General features: G+C 38.0%; 17 protein-coding genes. 15 read left to right on the forward strand and 2 right to left on the reverse strand.

Annotated elements, in window-relative coordinates:
- Positions 1 to 27: 27 nt before the first annotated feature.
- The 7 genes from ABXS78_RS07350 (at position 28) to ABXS78_RS07380 (ending at position 8,049) form a co-directional block, all read left to right on the forward strand.
- A complete protein-coding gene (locus ABXS78_RS07350) occupies positions 28 to 807 on the forward strand; it encodes a sulfite exporter TauE/SafE family protein (protein ID WP_366249539.1) in 780 nt (259 codons plus the stop codon).
- A 446-nt stretch (positions 808 to 1,253) separates the two neighbouring features.
- Positions 1,254 to 2,108, forward strand: a complete 855-nt coding sequence (gene licT, locus ABXS78_RS07355; protein WP_366249540.1) for a BglG family transcription antiterminator LicT — start codon at positions 1,254 to 1,256, stop codon at positions 2,106 to 2,108.
- A 127-nt stretch (positions 2,109 to 2,235) separates the two neighbouring features.
- Complete coding sequence (locus ABXS78_RS07360) at positions 2,236 to 4,128, forward strand: beta-glucoside-specific PTS transporter subunit IIABC (RefSeq protein WP_366249541.1); 1,893 nt, start codon at positions 2,236 to 2,238, stop codon at positions 4,126 to 4,128.
- A gap of 33 nt (positions 4,129 to 4,161) precedes the next feature.
- Positions 4,162 to 5,565, forward strand: coding sequence for a family 1 glycosylhydrolase (locus ABXS78_RS07365; protein WP_366249542.1), 1,404 nt, complete (start codon positions 4,162 to 4,164; stop codon positions 5,563 to 5,565).
- Positions 5,566 to 5,651: 86 nt separating this feature from the next.
- Entirely contained in the window at positions 5,652 to 6,431 is a 780-nt protein-coding gene (locus ABXS78_RS07370) for a sulfite exporter TauE/SafE family protein (RefSeq protein WP_366249543.1), read from the forward strand.
- A 13-nt stretch (positions 6,432 to 6,444) separates the two neighbouring features.
- Positions 6,445 to 6,684, forward strand: a complete 240-nt coding sequence (locus ABXS78_RS07375; RefSeq protein WP_366249544.1) for a hypothetical protein — start codon at positions 6,445 to 6,447, stop codon at positions 6,682 to 6,684.
- 1,035 nt (positions 6,685 to 7,719) lie between these two features.
- Positions 7,720 to 8,049: a rhodanese-like domain-containing protein gene (locus ABXS78_RS07380; protein ID WP_366249545.1), complete on the forward strand. Its 330-nt coding sequence runs from the start codon at positions 7,720 to 7,722 to the stop codon at positions 8,047 to 8,049.
- A 360-nt stretch (positions 8,050 to 8,409) separates the two neighbouring features.
- Here ABXS78_RS07380 and ABXS78_RS07385 read toward each other — a convergent pair whose 3' ends face one another.
- The gene (locus ABXS78_RS07385) at positions 8,410 to 9,291 is read right to left on the reverse strand and encodes a LysR family transcriptional regulator (RefSeq protein WP_366249546.1); all 882 of its coding nucleotides are present in this window, start codon (positions 9,289 to 9,291) and stop codon (positions 8,410 to 8,412) included.
- 126 nt (positions 9,292 to 9,417) lie between these two features.
- On the opposite strand from ABXS78_RS07385, the gene ABXS78_RS07390 reads away from it, so the two are divergent.
- The 3 genes from ABXS78_RS07390 to ABXS78_RS07400 all read left to right on the forward strand — a co-directional run bounded on the left by ABXS78_RS07390 (position 9,418) and on the right by ABXS78_RS07400 (position 13,018).
- The gene (locus ABXS78_RS07390) at positions 9,418 to 10,380 is read left to right on the forward strand and encodes a 2-hydroxyacid dehydrogenase (RefSeq protein ID WP_366249547.1); all 963 of its coding nucleotides are present in this window, start codon (positions 9,418 to 9,420) and stop codon (positions 10,378 to 10,380) included.
- Positions 10,381 to 10,416: 36 nt separating this feature from the next.
- On the forward strand, positions 10,417 to 11,127 hold the full coding sequence (locus ABXS78_RS07395; protein ID WP_366249548.1) for an RraA family protein: 711 nt from the start codon (positions 10,417 to 10,419) through the stop codon (positions 11,125 to 11,127).
- Positions 11,128 to 11,665: 538 nt separating this feature from the next.
- Positions 11,666 to 13,018 carry an MFS transporter gene (locus ABXS78_RS07400; protein WP_366249549.1) on the forward strand — a complete coding sequence of 451 codons (1,353 nt, stop codon included), beginning with the start codon at positions 11,666 to 11,668 and terminating at the stop codon, positions 13,016 to 13,018.
- 425 nt (positions 13,019 to 13,443) lie between these two features.
- On the opposite strand, the gene ABXS78_RS07405 is transcribed toward ABXS78_RS07400, so the two are convergent.
- A complete protein-coding gene (locus ABXS78_RS07405) occupies positions 13,444 to 13,734 on the reverse strand; it encodes a carboxymuconolactone decarboxylase family protein (RefSeq protein ID WP_366249893.1) in 291 nt (96 codons plus the stop codon).
- 549 nt (positions 13,735 to 14,283) lie between these two features.
- Here ABXS78_RS07405 and ABXS78_RS07410 point away from each other — a divergent pair.
- The 5 genes from ABXS78_RS07410 (at position 14,284) to ABXS78_RS07430 (ending at position 18,377) form a co-directional block, all read left to right on the forward strand.
- Positions 14,284 to 14,592 carry a metal-sensing transcriptional repressor gene (locus ABXS78_RS07410; protein ID WP_095232838.1) on the forward strand — a complete coding sequence of 103 codons (309 nt, stop codon included), beginning with the start codon at positions 14,284 to 14,286 and terminating at the stop codon, positions 14,590 to 14,592.
- A 122-nt stretch (positions 14,593 to 14,714) separates the two neighbouring features.
- The gene (locus tag ABXS78_RS07415; protein WP_366249550.1) at positions 14,715 to 15,038 is read left to right on the forward strand and encodes a metal-sensitive transcriptional regulator; all 324 of its coding nucleotides are present in this window, start codon (positions 14,715 to 14,717) and stop codon (positions 15,036 to 15,038) included.
- Between the two features lie 78 nt (positions 15,039 to 15,116).
- Positions 15,117 to 15,323 carry a copper chaperone CopZ gene (gene copZ, locus ABXS78_RS07420; protein ID WP_095232591.1) on the forward strand — a complete coding sequence of 69 codons (207 nt, stop codon included), beginning with the start codon at positions 15,117 to 15,119 and terminating at the stop codon, positions 15,321 to 15,323.
- Positions 15,324 to 15,426: 103 nt separating this feature from the next.
- Positions 15,427 to 17,847 carry a heavy metal translocating P-type ATPase gene (locus ABXS78_RS07425; RefSeq protein ID WP_366249895.1) on the forward strand — a complete coding sequence of 807 codons (2,421 nt, stop codon included), beginning with the start codon at positions 15,427 to 15,429 and terminating at the stop codon, positions 17,845 to 17,847.
- Positions 17,848 to 18,128: 281 nt separating this feature from the next.
- Positions 18,129 to 18,377 (forward strand): ferredoxin, encoded by a 249-nt coding sequence (locus ABXS78_RS07430; protein ID WP_366249551.1) that lies wholly within the window; start codon positions 18,129 to 18,131, stop codon positions 18,375 to 18,377.
- Positions 18,378 to 18,404 lie beyond the last annotated feature (27 nt).

The following is an 18,404-nucleotide window of genomic DNA, read 5'->3' on the forward strand; positions in this document are numbered from 1 at the left end:
CTTTTTTGATAGGAGAGGAGCAGCAGGATGGATTTAACCTTTATTTTAGCTCTATTCACCATAGGACTGATTGGTTCACTATTTTCCGGTATGCTTGGCGTTGGTGGGGCTATCATAAACTTCCCATTATTATTATATGTACCTGCCTTATTGGGATTTGCTGGATTCAATGCCTATGAAATATCAGGAATTGTGGCTGTTCAAGTTTTCTTTTCGACTCTATCTGGAGTCTTTTCTTATCGTAAGGGAAACTATTTGAATAAACGACTCATATCGACCATGGGCATTTCTGTCTTCGTCGGAAGTTTTATCGGAAGTTTCGGTTCTCGACTCCTGACTGAAGAAGGCATCAACCTTGTATATGGAATATTAGCTATCATTGCATCAATAATGATGTTTGTCCCTAAGAAGGGGAAGGATGATATAGAGCTGTCCGACATTACATTTTCTACAGGATTAACAGCAGGGTTATCCTTCTTAGTAGGGATAGGAGCGGGGATTGTAGGAGCTGGAGGAGCATTTCTTCTCGTGCCAATCATGTTAGTCGTGCTGAAAATACCTACTCGTATGACAATCGCCACATCCTTGGCTGTTACATTCATTTCTTCTATAGGGGCTGTTGCGGGAAAGCTCTCAACAGGTCAGGTACCGTTGATTCCTTCCATTGTTATTGTAGTCGCAAGTCTCATTGCTTCACCGATAGGGGCTACATTAGGAAAGAAGATGAATGTTAAACTGCTTCAGGTAATACTCGCAGTGCTGATTATTGTTACAACCATTAAAATATGGGAAGACATAATGAGATAGTTTTAATAAAATAAAACCTTAGACTCATAATATTATAAGCCTAAGGTCTTGGTATTTTTTTATTTTTCCAAAGTGTGCCAAAATTACTGTTTTTTAACAAGAATTATAATGTAAAAGGCGGAATGAGTGCTTGAAGATAAAGTAATAAGTTCTATTAAATAGAGGGAGCGGATGACGATGAATATGTGGAATACTCGCTTCAAACTGAGCAGCATGTAATATACTTTTATTGAACTTTCTCTCGGTAAAAAAGCACAATTTTTGGGGGATCCTTATAGTAGAATTAAAATTGATATGTTGTTTGATTACAAACATATTGACATCGCTTACAAACGAAGCTAAACTATCATTATTAATAGGATTGGGTTGTTACTGTTCGGCAGGCTTTACCAATTCCGATTAAATGAAAGCCTTTACTCGCAGAACTTTGAAAGAAGATGGAGTATATGTCAGAAAATCTTAAAGTGGATAAGGTAATAAATAATAATCTGGTTCGTACCCTTAAAGAAGGTAAAGAAGCTCTTATAATGGGAAAAGGACTCGGTTATAAAAAACAGAGAAATGATTTTATTGATGAGACTCTGATTGAACGGATTTATATCATCGATGAGTCAGATGATAATAATTACCTGGAAGCATTACTTTCTAATATTCCGTATGTATATGTTAGAACAACAAATGAAATTGTCCGATATGCTTCAAACTCTTTAAATAAGAATCTCGGCGATACTATCTGGCTTGGGCTCACAGATCATATTTATCATGCGATTGACCGTGCAAAAAAAGGATTACATGTACGAAATGCGATACTTTGGGAAATTAGCAGGTTTTATAATCATGAATATTTAATTGGTAAAGAAGCTCTAAAAATTGTTGAAAAAAGGCATGGAGTTAAGCTGCATGATTCTGAAGCAGGATTTATTGCATTACATCTAGTTAATGCTCAAATGGATGATGTAATAAAGATCCAAGAAACAATGAATATAATTGAAAAACAGAAAAAGGTCATAGATATAGTGAAATACCATTATGGAATCGAGCTCAATGAGAGCTCTATCCAATATGATAGATTTATGACGCACATTAAGTATTTTGTAAGGAGAATATCCAAGGGGAAGAATATTCCAAAAGATAATCTTAACTTAGGGTTGGCAGATGTCATCAAAACTAAGTATCCAAATGAATATAAATGTGCAAAACGTATAGAAGCATACGTTTATAAGGAAACGAACTTTAAACTGTCTGAAGATGAGATTGTATATCTGGCTATTCATATCAGAAGAGTAATAGAAGAAAGTTAAATAGACGTGGGATTGTTACGAAAGGCTATACCCACCAGCCAGTATGAGTAATCACTTAGTGATTACTCATACTGGCTGGTGGGTTTTTATATTGGCCAAAACACTTTTTACTGTATAAGGAGGGCTTATGATGGATTATCGGAAATTGGCAGATGAGATCTTGGAAGAAGTGGGCGGTGAGGAAAATGTAGCTTCTCTTGGGCACTGTGCTACTCGTCTTCGTTTTAATTTGAAAGATGATAACAAAGCTAATGCAGAAGCTTTAAAAAATACAAATGGAGTGGTTGGGGTTGTCAATAAAGGCGGGCAATTTCAGGTTGTCATAGGTAATGATGTTAAAAAAGTCTACCGAAACATCATAGAAAACACCAGAATAGACGATTCATCAAATAAGAAAGAAACTAAGAATGAAAAAAAAGGCATTGTATCAAGAGCATTGGACACAATTGCAGGCAGCTTCTTCCCGATAATACCTGCAATTGCTGGTGCTGGTATGTTAAAAGCCGTACTTGCACTACTACAGGCATTTAATTGGATAAATGTTGATTCCAATACGTATCAAGTTCTTCTATTTATATCAGATGCAGCTTTTTATTTCCTACCAGTTCTCTTGGCAGCTTCTGCAGCTAAGAAATTCAATGTTAATCAATATGTCGCTATGTCAATTGGCGCAGTCTTAATACACCCTACATTTATTAGTTTGATGAATGCAGCACAGACTGAAGGTTCCTCACTTGATCTATTGGGCGTCACAATTCCGCAGGTATCTTATATTTCATCGGTAATACCAATCATTTTGGCTATATGGTTTATGTCCTACATTGAGCCGTTAGCGGAGAGAATCATACCAGCTTCTCTTCATATTGTTTTTGTTCCTTTATTAACATTAATCATTGTAGCTCCCGTTACACTCATCATTTTAGGACCCCTAGGTAACTATCTTGGAATCGCGCTAGGGGAAGGAATTAATTTCCTGAATATGTATGTAAGCTGGTTGGTTCCATTGTTAATAGGAACGTTCACACCATTCCTGGTAATGGCAGGGATGCATTACGGTATTATCCCTATCGGTATGAATATGCTGGCTACAAAAGGTATTGATACAGTTGCGGGTCCAGGGATGTTGATTTCCAATATCGCTGAAGGTGGAGCAACATTGGCTGTAGCACTGAGAGCCAAGAACAAAAACCTCAAACAATTAGCGGCTTCCGCTGGAGTAACTGCAATTGTGGGTATTACAGAACCAGCAATGTACGGCATCAGCCTGCGATTTAAGAGACCTTTATGGGCTACCATGATCGGCGGGGGAGCAGGCGGTTTATTCATTGGAATTATGGGGGTGGGAAGATATGCGCAGGTGTCTCCGGGTATTTTCTCATTACCGAGTTATATAGGTCCTGACGGCTTCAGTAACCTAATTAATATTGTAATTGGCATTTGTATTTCATTTATTGTAGCTTTTACTGTTTCTTATATCTTAGGTATCAAGGAGGATCCTATTCAGGAATCTGCAGATGACAAGACGGAAGCAAAACAAACAGAGGAAGAAATCGCAGCTACTGCAGACCAACTTACTTTATACGCCCCTATTACTGGTAAAGCGATTGCTTTATCGGATGTGGATGATGCTGTTTTTGCAGAAGGAATCTTAGGACAAGGAGCGGCTATCATACCAAGTGAAGGGAAAGTTCTTGCGCCAGCTAATGGTGTTGTTACCGCATTGTTTGATACAAACCACGCACTTGGTATTACAACGAAAGATGGCGCAGAAATACTAATCCATGTGGGAATTGACACCGTAAAATTGGGAGGCCGTCATTATACGCCAAGAGTTGAAAAAGGACAAACCATTAAACTAGGCGATTTATTATTGGAATTTGATATCGAAGAAATTAAAAAAGAGGGATATGATATCGTCACTCCTTTCATTATTACCAATTCTGCTGACTTTGATGACATCTCAAGTGTAACGGAAAGAGAGATTTCTGCAGGTGAGCGTATTCTGGAAATAATAAAATAAGCAAAATAATAACAAGATATAGGAGATGATTGAATGGGGTTTCCAAAAGATTTCATGTGGGGCGGAGCTACTGCAGCCAACCAATGCGAGGGAGCGTATCTAACAGATGGAAAAGGGTTGAGCACTGCTGATGTGATGCTTGCCTCTAAACATGGCGTGCCTAGAGAAATTACTGACGGAATTGATAGGAATAGTTTTTATCCAAGTCATCAGGCTGTAGATCATTATCATCGGTACAAAGAAGATATAGCTCTTTTTGCTGAAATGGGTTTCAAATGTTATCGGTTATCCATAGCTTGGTCTCGTATTTTTCCGAATGGAGACGACGATGAGCCAAATGAAGAAGGGCTACGCCACTACGAAGAGGTCTTTAAAACTTGTGCAGAATATGGTATCGAACCGATGGTGACATTATCTCATTTCGAGACACCATTAGGATTATTGAAGTATGGATCGTGGGCGAATCGAAAAGTTGTAGATTTCTTTCTGCAATACTGTAGAACAGTATTTACTAGATATAAAGGAATCGTGAGATATTGGCTTACATTCAATGAGATTAATGTAATGTCTACGAAGCCTTGGATGGCTGGTGGTATAGTGGCTGAAGATGAACAGACTACGATGACGGCGGCATTTCACCAGTTCTTAGCAAGTGCAAAAGCTGTTCAAATAGCCCATGAAATTGATTCTGATAACAAAGTTGGCATGATGTACAATGGCCATGTTGCGTATCCGGCTAGTCCAGATCCGGAAGATATGCAAGCAACTTTAGACTTTACACATAAGATGCTATTTTACTGTGACGTTCAATGCCGAGGATACTATCCAAATCATAAGTTGAAAGAATTCGAACGTAAAGGCATCATGATTCCTATGCAGGAGGGAGATGCGGAAGATTTGCGTGCAGGTACGGTGGATTTTATCTCATTCAGCTACTATATGACACATACTGTGGGAAAAAAGACAGATATGAATTTTCAGGGGTTGAATGGTGTCAAGACCGGTTATAAAAATCCGCACCTTGCTACAAGTGAATGGGGATGGGCCATTGATCCAATGGGACTTCGTTATCTCCTGAATCTATTATTCGACCGATATCAGCTGCCGTTGATGATCGTTGAAAATGGACTAGGAGCTATTGATAAAGTAGAAGAAGATGGAACTATCAAAGATTCCTACCGTATCGAGTATCTAAGGGATCATATCCTGGCGATGAAGAAAGCAATCGATATCGATGGAATCCCGGTAATGGGGTACACGATGTGGGGACCGATAGATATCATTGCTGCCAGCACAGGTGAAATGAAAAAAAGATATGGATTTATTCATGTGGATGTCGATGATGAAGGCAATGGCACACGTAACAGGACTAAAAAAGAATCATTCTATTGGTATAAAAAAGTGATTGAATCGAATGGAGAAAATTTAACTTGGTAGTTGTATATGAAATTTAAATCGTTTGATAAGAGATAGGGGAGAGTGATTTCTGTTCTCTCCTCCTTTTGTATGAGAGGGGCAGCATAATGGACGTATCGTTTATTCTGACTTTATTTATCATTGGTGTGTTTGGTTCCTTGCTTTCTGGTTTACTGGGAGTAGGCGGGGCAATTATCAATTACCCATTGTTGTTGTATATACCTATCCTTTTTGGCTTTTCGGGATTTAATTCATATGAGGTCTCAGGAATAGTGGCAGTACAAGTATTTTTTGCCACATTGTCAGGGGTATTATCTTATCGAAAAGGAGCTTATTTAAATAAACGACTTATCCTTTTCATGGGCAGTGCAGTTTTAACAGGAAGCTTTATTGGAAGCTTCGGATCCCAAATGCTGCCTGAAGCATCAATCAACCTCGTATATGGTATATTAGCAGTTATTGCAGCATTCATGATGTTTATACCAAAGAAAGGCAAAGACGATTTGGACTTAAATCAAGTAACTTTTTCAGGGGTTTTAGCAGCAAGCTTAGGCTTTTTAGTAGGGATTGGCGCAGGTATTGTAGGAGCGGGTGGAGCATTCTTACTGGTTCCGATTATGTTAGTTGTATTAAAGATACCAATACGTATGACATTAGCGACATCCTTAGCAATAACCTTTATCTCATCTATCGGTGCTGCAGCAGGGAAGCTTTCTACAGGCCAAGTACCTCTTGTTCCAGCGATTATTATTGTCGTAGCTAGTCTTATCGCTGCACCAATAGGGACGATGATCGGCAAGAAGATGAATGTCAAGATGCTACAGATAATACTTACTCTACTGATCACAGCTACAGCAATCAAAGTTTGGATTGATATCATTATTTGATTTCTCCTGTCCAATGAACGGGAAGAAAAATCACCGCATCCGCTGGAGTAATGTGTTCGCTCCAATACCTATAGCAACTCTAAGTAACGCACTTGCTTATCTTCCGACTACTACAGCAGCAGAGGCTAAGGCGAGTGACGAGCAGCCAGGATACCAAATTGGGCCGGCTGTTGGATTAGCAGGTATAGTATCCATTGCAGTATCCGTCACAGCTACTAGTTCTGGAAGCGAAGAACAAGAAGCATTCTTCTGAGGTGCAATGAACGCATACATGGGCGCTATTCTCGCACTTGTGCTTGTACGATCCTTAAAGGACAAAAGCTAAAAAAACACCTCATAGGTCCGGTCGGATGTCTTGGCCGCGATTACTATAAGGTGTTTTTTACATCTATTTTTGTTTGGATCGCACACCTAAGTTAGTGTCGTAACATTTTAAGCAAGAGCGAAACATCTTTAGTAGAACCAACAGAAATGATTGTTTTTTGGTCATCCTTGGAAAAGTTCTTCACCTTATCGTATAAGTCGCTCTTGTCACGACAATATCCGCGCGGGTTGATCTCTTCATTGAGTTCTTCAACAGAAGTAGAGTTTACATCAATTGAGACTTGTTATTTTTTTGGTTCAACATCATAACCTAGATCAGCAGCGTCCTCATGGAATGCTCTGCAAATGGAAGATGAGGATTGCTCGTATATGGTATGCAAGCTGATTAGTTGATGGGAGAGATTCACCGGGTTTTAATAATCCTTTTACCAATCAACCACTTTATTTGCTCTCTAATTTGTATATTGATCGGATAGAGTGAGTTGTAATCTATATTAAAGATGGAGCTATTAGTTTTCAATAGAACATCTGACTTTCTAAGTTGACTAGTAAATTAGTTATATAATAGTGGACAGTGTGATTAAAATCAAGGCAAGCATAAGATATAGGATTGCCAGTTATCAAGTAAATAACTGTCCATGCAAAAGAAAAGGACGATAAAAAAGGGAGGCTTTTGCTTTGAAAGAAATCACAGCAGCAAACTTAGAAAAAAACTAGCTTCAGGAGAAAAAAATTAATATCGTCGATGTAAGGGAAGATACAGAGGTAGCAGAGGATAAAATACCAGATGCAAAGCATACGATTAGGACAATTACCGGATCGTCTGAACGAATTGGATAAAAATGAGCATTATTATATGGTTTGCCGTTCAGGAGGAAGAAGTGGAGTGAATTCTCCCTTCTCTTCTATGGAAAAAAAGATTAAAGAATGGAGTTGAGCTTATATTACATGGATTTTAATCATTTTGATTGTTGCATTTTTTGTGAGCCGAATAATACCAGTGAAGGGTATTACGAATATCACTGTGCAGGAAGCAAAAAATAAGGGGAAGGATAAGCGCGTACAATTCATCGATGTGCGTACACCGGGTGAATATAACGGATATAGCAGCAAGCCTTTTATGAATATACCGCTGTCCAATTTGTCAGCTAAATTGGAGACGTTAGATAAAAACAAAGAAATCGTTGTAATCTGTCAAAGCGGTATGCGAAGTGCAAAAGCGGCCATAATACTGAAAAAACACGGTTTTAACAAGATTTATAATGTAAAAGGCGGTATGAGTGCCTGGAGATAAAGCAATGTTTTAAAAAAGCGAGAGTGAATGACGATGGTGGAACACGCGCTTTCATAATGAGCAGGATGTGTATGGGACGGAATCTAACGAGTTTGTGGCTGATATGCAGCGAAAACAGAACCTATCAGACACTGCTCTCTCAATTGCAGAAGGAGAAGAACGTATGCAATAACATCGGTGAAATGTATATACACACCCCCCATTACATTCTAATAGGGGGGTGAGTGTAATGTATCTAGTTGGATAGAGGTAAATAAAATAATGACCTAACCTATATTGGAATTTGCGTATTTACAAAACTAAAAAGGCACGTTTCTAATATCCGAAACGTTGATATTAGAAATAATATATAAGTAAGCATTAAAAATATGTTGAAAAGGTTTTGTTCCATATTTCTATTGATTGTTTCTTTAAAGAAGATTGCTTTACATGCGTAAGCCTATAAACAGTGTAGTCAGGAGGTGGATATGACAAGCCACTTACTTTAAATGTTCCGTTCTCTAGTGCTAAATCAGCTAAACTTTTGGGGACAATTGCCCAATACAATGATCCTTTTAAAAGATGGAGAAGGAGATGAGTACTGTCTAATTTAACTTGTGAACTTATAGAACTACTCCACCAATAATCGTGCCAAGATTGATATTCGAGCCCCCACGGCATGAATAGCTCATAGTCAGGATCTAAATCCCTCGGGTGTAGATGTTCATCGGAGTATTCACTGACATTTGAAGATTGCAGTACTACCATAGGTGACGTAAAAAACTTTTCAACAGTAACATTTGGATGAATTCTTTCCTTTAGTGAATAGCCCACATCAAGATACCTTTTTTCGATTTCCGAGTATAACTGATCTGAATGCGATGTATAGATTTGAAGTTTTAATGGAGTTTTGTTGCTTATTAAATCTGTTACCACTGTAGGTATAATTAGAGCATTAAAGCTATTCACTGTTCCTACATTCAATGAAAGTCGTGGTCCCTGTATTCTTAATAAATTGGCTTCTTGTTCAATCCTCATCCATTCTTCTGCTAACTTGTAAAATTCCTCGCCCATTGGAGTGAGGGTTATTTTTTTTATTCCTTTTCCACGTTCAAACAACCTTATACCAAATTCTTTTTCAAGTACTTTTATTCTCTGACTAACAGTTGTTTGGGCTACATGCAACTCCCCTGCAGCTCCGCTAATGGTTTGTGCACGTACAATAGCAAGGAACGTTTCAATTGAATTCGAATGAAATTCCACTACTTCACCCCTAAATAACGAAAAATGTGGTAATTAATAATCAAATAATTAGTTTTACAACATTGAATTCAATATTTAATATAAGGTTAATTAATTATTCTGTCTAATGAAATGGAGGAGAACACCATGGAATGCAATATTATATATTTTGAAAAAGCTTTCACCGCGACGATAGAAATCATCGAAAAGTACAAAGATAATGATATGAATGTTATTTATTGGGATAATTTGAATGAGGAAGAAAAGCAAATTGCACTTAGTAAGGCTAACTATTTCATAACTGCATCTTATCCAATAACAAAGGAATTGATGGAGAAGGCACCCAACTTGAAGCTGATTCAGAAAACCGGCAGTGGAGTTGACAATATTGATTTAGCTTCAGCAGATAAACTTAACATTAAAGTATCAAGTACGCCGGGTGCAAACTCTAACAGTGTTGTAGAACTAACAATTGGATTGATAATAAGTCTATACAGAAAGCTAAATCTTCTAGATCGTCACACTAAGAGTGGAGAATGGAAGATGTGGGAATATCGTACATCAATGTTTGAAATGAATGGTAAAAAACACGGAATTATCGGTATAGGAAACATCGGTAAAAAAGTAGCAGAACTGTCTAAAGCATTCGGTACTGAAATCATCTATTATGATAAATACAAATTGCCTGTAGAAGAAGAAAAAAGATTAGGGATTCAATATGTAGCATTCAATGAACTATTAGCTCAGGCAGATATTGTCAGTCTACACATTCCTTTAATACCGGAGACAAGAAACTTAATAAGCCATGAGCAATTAAATTTGATGAAATCATCAGCAATCCTAATTAATGTAGCAAGAGGTAATATTATTAATGAAGATGCACTAGCCAGCGCGCTTAAATGTAACCGTTTACTCGGAGCAGCTCTTGATACATGGGCTTCAGAACCTGTAGAGGTTGATAATCCTTTATTAAAATTAGATAACGTTGTGGCAACTCCTCACATTGCGGGAGGAACAAGAGACGTGTTGGAAACAGTTCTGCGGTTAACTTTTGATAACATAAATAAAGTTGAAGCAGGAAAAAATGCAAACAATTTAATCACAGTTTAAAAATATAAATCTTAATAAAAGAAAAGAGGGGCTGTTATGTCAAATGTCGGTTTTAGGATTTATTCTCAATTTAATCGCTTAGACTCAAGTGTTGTAGAGAGCTTTGAGGGAATCGCAACATCTAATATAGGTGACGTGATGGGACGTATGAATGCCATGAACCATGGTATTAAGAGTGTAAATAAACCTGGCACACATATTTTTGGAAGCGCTTTAACAGTTAAAACACATCCTTCTGATAATTTAATGGTTCATAAAGCGATGGACTTAGCAAAACCAGGTGATGTTATAGTTGTTGATGCTTGTGGCGATATGGGAAATGCAATCTTAGGAGAGCTGATGTGCCATTACGCTAAAACTAAAAATATTGCTGGGTTTATAGTGGATGGGCCTGTAAGAGATTTATATAGCATTGCTGAAATGGGGTTCCCTGTATTTGCAAAAGGCGGCTCTCCTAGAGGACCGTACAAGGAAGGACCGGGAGAGATTAATACAGTTATAAGCTGCGGTAATGTATCTGTATCACCTGGTGATATCGTTGTTGGAGATGATGATGGTGTTGTAGTTATACCAAAATCAGATGCAGAGGATATCTTGTTTAAAGCTCAAGAAATTCAAACTAAAGAAAAATCTGTGATCGAGTCTATATATAACGGGAATTGGGGTCGTTCTTGGGTGGATGAAACTTTACAAAGCAAGGGCTGTGAAATAATTGAACAACACTATTCTTCAAATAGCAAAAAATGACCTGAAACTCATTATTAGAGATATCTTTATTGCAACAGGTTTACCAAAGGAAGAAGCTTCTACAATTGCCCGACACCTTGTCCTTGCTAATTTACGAGGTCTCAAGGTATCGATTCACATGGAGTAAGCAGAGTAGGCATTTATATGAAACGGTTAGAAAAAATTAGAATATACCGCTAGGCTGACCTTGTGAAAGCGATTTCTTTATTAATGACCGTTCAATCTTTTGTATCATTCTTGTTTTAAACTCTTGAATCTCCTGAAATAGATTAGCGCATTAAGATAAAACATGGACCTACATTTTGAGTTTTAGATAAAACATTATATAAATCCGGAATGTGAGGACCAAAATGAGGTCCGCAACGTTAAATTGATGGAAGCATACTACAGAATCTATATACCTGGTGGAATTTAACAAGAGAAATCATAAGATCGAGAGCAAAATGGGAGACTGATTTCATTAGATTTAGTAAAAAATTTGAATGAGATTGGGCGAAAGTACAAGATAAATTGGATAGCCTGAATTGGAGGGGTTCGTATGAAGCAAGCAAAACCTAAAAAGACTCGCTTTCGCTGGGTGGTAATGGTATTGATTTTTATCACTTACATGATAGCTGGTGCAGATAGGTCAAATATAAGCGTTGTAATACCATATATACAGGATGACTTTGAGTTAAGTAATACAGATATTGGTCTAATGGCTACGCTTTTTTATCTTACTTATACCGTTATTCAAATACCATCCGGATTTATTTATAGTAAATTTGGAACAAGAAAAATCTTTTCTTTTTCTATGATCTTAACGTCAATTGCTACTTTCTTTATGGGGACGGCTGGATCTGCACTACAGTTGAAAATAGGTAGATTAATTTTAGGCTTAGCTGAAGGACCATTGCCAGTTGGTATTATATCAACAATTAACCGGTGGTTTCCTGGAAAAGAAAAAGGAACTGCCACAGGTATCTATATGTCTGCAATGAAAGCTGCACCTGCTATTGTGCCACCGCTATGTGCCTTTATTATTCTCGCATTTAGTTGGCGAGAAGTGTTTTATCTATTTGCCATACCAGGATTGATTTTTGCAGTATTATGGTTCTTTTTAGTAAAAGACACTCCAGAAGAAAGCAAATATGCTTCCGAACGTGAAGTAGATTATATAAGGTCGGAAAACATCTCAACTGAAAATAAAGATTCTAAGAAAAAAAATAATCTCTCTCTTAATTGGCTAGATAAGGTTATCCGCACTAAAAATGTGCCTGCTCTTGATACGAACAAAAAGATATTTCTTTCTTGGAATATATGGGGTTGTACACTTGGATATTTTTTCATGGTAGGTATTGTGTATGCAATCATGACATGGATCCCAACCTACTTAGTAGATGTTAAGGGATATTCTGTTATGGAGATGGGATTTGTCGCATCTACGCCGTGGATAGGAGCTATTATAGGGAATATAATTGGAGGTTGGATGTCGGATAACATTTTCAATCGCAGAAGAAAGCCTTTAATGATTGTGACTGCTGCTTCCACAATATTTAGTATGTATGCATTGCTATATGCTCCAAATAGTCCTGCATTATTGGGTACTCTACTTTTAGCAACTGGTATTTTGCTGAATCTTGGTTACTCTACATTCTTGGCATATCCCATGGGCATCACCTCTAAAGAAAAGCTGCCATTGGCAGCCTCAATCATAAATACGGGAGGATCTCTTGGTGGAGCATTTGCACCCTTTATAGTAGGATTACTACTGGATACATTTAACTGGAATACAGTTTTTACATTCCTATCAGCTAGCTCTTTCATGACATTTATCCTCCTGTTTACTATAATCGAGCCAAAGATTAACACAATGGAACCAAAAACTAATATCCAGACACGCACTAACTAAAAAGCAGCATACATCTGAAGTACTCAGAAAGTTAGACATATTATTTCATTAGGAAACGCTCTGGGCATGAATCCGGTATTGTATCGTATTCATGCCTTTAGTGTTAGGAGAGTTAATGAACAAACTTCAAAACGCAAGAATTTTGTTCAGTATGAGAATCAAATAAACAGTTTGCTTTAATTACCAATAAATTCCAAGTTAGAATGGAATACTTTAAAACCACTACATATTGAGGTTACAATCAACAATATGAAAGCGTATAAAAAGAAGGCGGCTTACTATTGTAGGTGCCTCTCCATACAAAGAATAGAATGAATAAAGAGGCTTGCAGTTTCCATGCAAGCCTCTTTATATTAACAAAACCTAAATCTTATCCTTAAGACATGTTGGCAGCAATGTAGATTGAGTATAAATTAATTTACAAGTTATTCGTCATAAGCAACAAGAGCATTAACACCGTGAGCTAGAGCAGAACCAGCTTTTAAAGCTGTAGCCACCATAATGGCTTCAGCCATTTCTTCTTTAGTTACTCGTGCTTTTTTAGCATTTTTGACATGAGTATTAATGCAATATGGGCACCCCGTAACATGTGCCACTGCAATAGCAATTAATTCTTTTTCTTTTACGCTCAGAGCTCCAGCTTTCATAGTTTTCTGATTAAAAGATATGAATGCATCAAATACATCTCTATTTAATCCTGAAAACTCTCTTATAATCTAAAGTGAGAATTCACTCTTTGATTAAAGGAATAACAGTGTATTTACCCTCAACCTTATTTTGCATATTTCTTATAAATTAGTCTATCTATACAAGAGGTTTAAGCAGCGACGTTAAATGACGTATTGTATCATCTTCCTAATAATTCTTTTGAACATATTTAAAAGGGGGTTCCAAGAGAAAAAAACCTTTCTAAGGAGAAGCAGCAAAAGTCAATTAGGACGAGGCGTTATTTTTAGTGTAGATATACAAAACGCTCTTGCTCTTCTTCCACTCGCTTTAGCTTTACCGGGAGATTGTTCTATATAGGATCTAACGTTTATTATTTAACACATAACATCGTTAAGTTTGCTAGTAAACAAATAAATATTCGAATAGTTCCTAATTGGTCGGGACACAGTATCATAGAAATAAGGAATATTTCCAGAATGCTGAATCCGATCTCTGGGTTAGTCTAAATCATTTATAATATGGTACAATAATATGGTACCCACGTAGAGTATAAGGAGATATTTGTATATATCCTTAAGGAAATGAAGGTGAATTTCATGAACAATGCTGATGAAATAAAAGTAACCCATAGATCAACAAATGATAAAGATCAGTTAATTAAACGCTTAAAACGGATAGAAGGTCAGGTTCGCGGTATCCAAAGCATGATTGAAAATGACAGATATTGTGTTGATATTCTTACTCAAATTTCTGCTATCAACGCAGCGATGAATAAAGTGGGGTTTCATTTATTGGAACAACATACACACCATTGTGTATCTGATGCGATAAAGGATGGAGATGGAGAAGAAGCCATCGAGGAATTGATGGAAGTGTTTAAAAGATTTTCTAAAGCTTCCTCATAATATAAAGCCAGCTATTTGGATGCTGGCTTTATATTAATAGGTTGACATACCTAACGGGGGTATTGTATATTTAAGTTGTTGAATCGGCACAACAGTTTAATATACAAGGAGAGGTGATAGATTTGGGAGACTTGATGATGCTCAACGATGAAAGCTGTGATACTCAAGAGAAAAACGGGAATTATTCCGGTGAGTTACAAGATAAGCTCATCAAGAGGATGAACAGAATAGAAGGTCAAGTTAAAGGCATTAAAAACATGATCATAAAAAAAGCTTATTGTGATGACATCTTACATCAAATATCTGCTTCACAGGCAGCATTAGATTCTGTATCTCGGGTTCTGCTAGAAAGTCACATCAATACTTGTGTAATTGATCGGTTGAAACAAGATGATACCGAGATTGTAAAGGAATTCTTGACTACTATCTCTAAAATCACAAAATAACTCAAAACGCTTCCTTACCCTATAGGGGTATGTTAACATAATGATATTGAAGCAAACTTCACTAAGGAGGAATTTATAATGGAAAAAGTAACTCTCAATGTACAAGGAATGTCTTGCGCTCATTGCGTTAATTCTATAGAAGGAAATGTAGGTCAACTCGATGGTGTGGACACTGTAAAAGTAAATCTGGACGAAGCAAAAGTAGATGTTGCTTATGATTCAGATAAAGTTGGCCTTGAAGAAATCAAGGAAGTAATTGAAGAACAGGGTTATGACGTAGCTTAATATTAGAATGAACTTTCTTATCGGATCGTGCCTATCATAAAAGCACGGTCTGATTTTTACAATAAAAAATACCCCTATTGGGTATACGGGGATAGGAGTGAGAATATTGAGTCAAAAGGAAGCAACTCTCCAAATCACTGGAATGACATGTGCAGCATGTGCAACAAGGATTGAAAAAGGGCTGAACAAGGTCGAAGGTGTAGAAGAGGCCAACGTTAATCTCGCCCTTGAGAAAACAAATATCAAGTATGATGCAGATGTAACTGACATTGAGAAATTTAAGGAAAAGGTTCAATCATTGGGATATAACATTGTAACGGATAAAGTCGACTTCGATATCTCAGGCATGACCTGTGCAGCCTGCGCGAATAAAATCGAAAAACGTTTGAATAAGTTGGATGGTGTAGAGCAAGCGACTGTTAATTTTGCATTAGAATCCGTAATGGTGGACTATTATCCAGATCAAGTTTCGCCTCCCGATATGAAGGAAGCGATAAAAAAGCTTGGATATACTCTTGAACAAAAACAGGAAACACAAGGGGAGACAATCGACCATCGCCAAAAAGAGATTGTGAAGCAGCAAGGGAAATTCATGTTTTCATTAATTTTGTCACTTCCATTATTATGGGCAATGGTAAGCCACTTTGAATTTACTTCTTTTATTTGGCTGCCTGACATGTTCATGAATCCATGGGTACAATTCGCCCTAGCGACTCCTGTTCAATTCATCGTAGGCAGACAGTTCTATGTGGGAGCGTACAAGGCTTTAAGAAATAAGAGTGCAAACATGGATGTACTGGTGGCTTTAGGTACATCGGCAGCTTATTTTTATTCATTATATTTGAGCATCGAGTCCATTGGATCCCATGCGCATACGGTCGAGCTTTATTACGAAACAAGTGCTGTTCTTATTACGTTGATCATTTTAGGTAAATTATTCGAAGCTAAAGCGAAGGGACGCTCATCTGAGGCTATCAAGAAGCTGATTGGCTTGCAGGCAAAAAGCGCAACAGTCTTCCGTAACGGAAAAGAAATGATTATCCCGATTGAAGAGGTTTTGGAAGCGGATATCGTGTACGTGAAACCAGGAGAAAAGGTACCCGTTGATGGTGAAATAGTCGAAGGGCAGTCAGCACTTGATGAATCCATGTTAACCGGTGAAAGTATTCCGGTCGATAAATCCATCGGGGAAAGCGTGATTGGATCGACCATCAATAAGAATGGTTTCTTGAAAATAAAAGCAACAAAGGTTGGGAAAGACACAGCGTTAGCACAAATCATTAAAGTGGTCGAAGAAGCACAAGGATCCAAAGCACCTATCCAGCGGCTGGCTGATGTGATTTCAGGTATTTTCGTACCAATTGTCGTCGGAATTGCACTTGTAACCTTCCTTATTTGGTATTTCGCAGTAAGCCCTGGAGATTTCGCTGAGGCACTTGAAAAATTCATTGCCGTACTGGTTATTGCCTGCCCATGTGCGCTCGGTTTAGCAACACCGACTTCCATCATGGCTGGTTCTGGTCGTGCAGCTGAATTCGGTATCTTGTTCAAAGGTGGAGAACATCTTGAAACCACGCATCGTTTGGATACAATTATTCTTGATAAAACAGGTACAGTTACAAACGGTAAACCATCCTTGACAGATGTTGTGTTGGCAGAAGGTATAGATGAGAAAGAATTTCTTACGCTTGTAGGGAACGCTGAGAGAAATTCAGAACATCCGCTTGCCGAAGCAATCGTTGAAGGCATCAAGGAAAAAGGAATTACGCTAGGATCCTCTCAAACCTTCGAGGCCATTCCTGGATACGGTATTCAGTCAACTGTGGACGGGAAGCAGTTATTCATTGGCACACGCAGACTAATGCAGAAACATAACATTCCTGTACAAGGTGTATTAGCCGAAATGGAGCAGTTGGAGAAGCAAGGCAAAACGGCAATGCTAGTTGCCATTGACGGACACTATGCTGGTATAGTTGCCGTCGCGGACACAATCAAGGAAACATCAAAAGAAGCCATCAAACGATTGCATACCATGGGCTTGGATGTAGTGATGATTACAGGAGATAACACGCAAACAGCTAAAGCTATAGCGGAGCAAGTTGGCATAAAACAATTCATTGCCGAAGTGCTACCAGAAGGCAAGGCCGAAGAAGTGAAAAAACTTCAGCTTGCTGGGAAAAAAGTAGCGATGGTGGGCGATGGAATAAACGATGCACCTGCTCTAGCTATTGCTGATATCGGGATGGCAATTGGTACGGGCACCGATGTAGCCATGGAAGCTGCCGATATCACCCTGATTCGTGGGGAGCTAACAAGCATTGCTGATGCAATTCTTATGAGTAAGAAGACAATCACCAATATCAAGCAAAATCTTTTCTGGGCACTTGCGTACAATAGTCTGGGCGTTCCAGTCGCAGCGGTAGGTCTATTGGCTCCTTGGTTAGCAGGAGCAGCGATGGCATTCAGCTCTGTATCTGTTGTACTTAATGCCTTAAGATTGCAACGGACAAAGTTAAAAGCATAACTACAGAAAGAAGGAGCAGCATATGAATCCAAAACGAAGCATTATGATTTGGGCAATTTCGGCTGTAGTGTATCTTGGTATAGTCATCTTAGGTTACAGTTTGTTTACAAGTTAGAATTGACAAAATAACAATCCTTAGCGGTAAGAGCACTATGATATCAGTAGTAGATGAAGCCATGCAGATATCACTGCATGGCTTTTTAAACAGGTGGGTCCTTAAGTATAAGGCTACACTTTCTTAGGTGTATTAGAGTAAACATTGGTGAAAGGAGAGCATATCGTTGTCTAGCTTTACAATAGTCGATAAAGAAACTTGCATTGCTTGCGGAGCATGTGGAGCAGCTGCTCCGGATATATATGATTATGATGATGAAGGTTTAGCATTTGCTGTATGGGATGAGAACGAAGGAATAATACCGATTCCTGAGATTTATCACGATGAAATGATGGACGCATTCGAAGGGTGTCCTACAGGCTCGATAAAGGTCGCAGATAATTCATTTGATGGTGATCCTCTAAAATACAATTAAATTTAAATACATAAGGATGGGGGTATT

Source organism: Terribacillus aidingensis, assembly GCF_040703035.1.
In the GTDB taxonomy this organism is placed as follows: domain Bacteria; phylum Bacillota; class Bacilli; order Bacillales; family Amphibacillaceae; genus Terribacillus.

Coding starts and splice junctions, on each gene's coding strand:
- ABXS78_RS07350 (WP_366249539.1), top strand. CDS start 28: ATGGATTTAACCTTTATTTTAGCTCTATTCACCATAGGACTGATTGGT.
- licT (WP_366249540.1), top strand. CDS start 1,254: ATGTCAGAAAATCTTAAAGTGGATAAGGTAATAAATAATAATCTGGTT.
- ABXS78_RS07360 (WP_366249541.1), top strand. CDS start 2,236: ATGATGGATTATCGGAAATTGGCAGATGAGATCTTGGAAGAAGTGGGC.
- ABXS78_RS07365 (WP_366249542.1), top strand. CDS start 4,162: ATGGGGTTTCCAAAAGATTTCATGTGGGGCGGAGCTACTGCAGCCAAC.
- ABXS78_RS07370 (WP_366249543.1), top strand. CDS start 5,652: ATGGACGTATCGTTTATTCTGACTTTATTTATCATTGGTGTGTTTGGT.
- ABXS78_RS07375 (WP_366249544.1), top strand. CDS start 6,445: ATGAACGGGAAGAAAAATCACCGCATCCGCTGGAGTAATGTGTTCGCT.
- ABXS78_RS07390 (WP_366249547.1), top strand. CDS start 9,418: ATGGAATGCAATATTATATATTTTGAAAAAGCTTTCACCGCGACGATA.
- ABXS78_RS07395 (WP_366249548.1), top strand. CDS start 10,417: ATGTCAAATGTCGGTTTTAGGATTTATTCTCAATTTAATCGCTTAGAC.
- ABXS78_RS07400 (WP_366249549.1), top strand. CDS start 11,666: ATGAAGCAAGCAAAACCTAAAAAGACTCGCTTTCGCTGGGTGGTAATG.
- ABXS78_RS07410 (WP_095232838.1), top strand. CDS start 14,284: ATGAACAATGCTGATGAAATAAAAGTAACCCATAGATCAACAAATGAT.
- copZ (WP_095232591.1), top strand. CDS start 15,117: ATGGAAAAAGTAACTCTCAATGTACAAGGAATGTCTTGCGCTCATTGC.